The 707-nt window shown below is 45.8% G+C and carries 1 protein-coding gene; it reads right to left on the reverse strand.

The window, feature by feature from the left end; genetic code table 11:
- A partial coding sequence (urtD, locus tag A3729_RS28305) for an urea ABC transporter ATP-binding protein UrtD (protein WP_068634533.1) occupies positions 1 to 707 on the reverse strand: 707 nt, incomplete at both ends.

Consider the following 707-nt stretch of genomic DNA (forward strand, 5'->3'; position numbering starts at 1 on the left):
TATTTTGCACCTCGTCCATAGTCCCCTCTGCCAATACAGAGCCTTGATGCAATACCGTCACGGTTTTGGCAATTGATCGAACAAATTCCATATCGTGTTCAACGACCACGACGGTGTGTTCACCCGCTAAAGAGTTCAACAGCTCAGCGGTTCGTTCTGTTTCTTGTGCCGTCATGCCAGCAACCGGCTCGTCAACTAATAGCAAACGTGGCTCAGACGCGAGCAACATACCAATTTCCAACCACTGCTTTTGCCCATGTGATAAGGAACCTGCCAGCATCATACGGTGCTCTTTCAAGCCAATTGTTTCCAATACGTGGTCAATTCGGCCTATCTCTTCCGAACTAAGTGTAGAAAATAAAGTGGGCAGCACGCGCTTGTTTGTTTTTAGCGCTAGCTCAAGGTTATCCAGAACTGTATGCGCTTCAAACACTGTGGGCTTTTGAAACTTTCGACCTATCCCTAGCTGAGCAATCTCTGCTTCATCTTTTTCCAGCAAGTTATGTGTTTGACCAAAATAAACCGAGCCTTCGTCACATTGGGTCTTTCCGGTAATCACATCCATCAAGGTCGTTTTACCTGCGCCATTTGCACCTATTAAGCAGCGAAGTTCACCATCATTGATATAGAGGTTCATGTCATTCAGTGCTTTAAAGCCGTCGAAACTGACTGACAAGCCTTCGATATAGAGAATCACGTTCTTCGAT

The sequence above is a fragment of the Oleiphilus sp. HI0043 genome, from assembly GCF_001634935.1.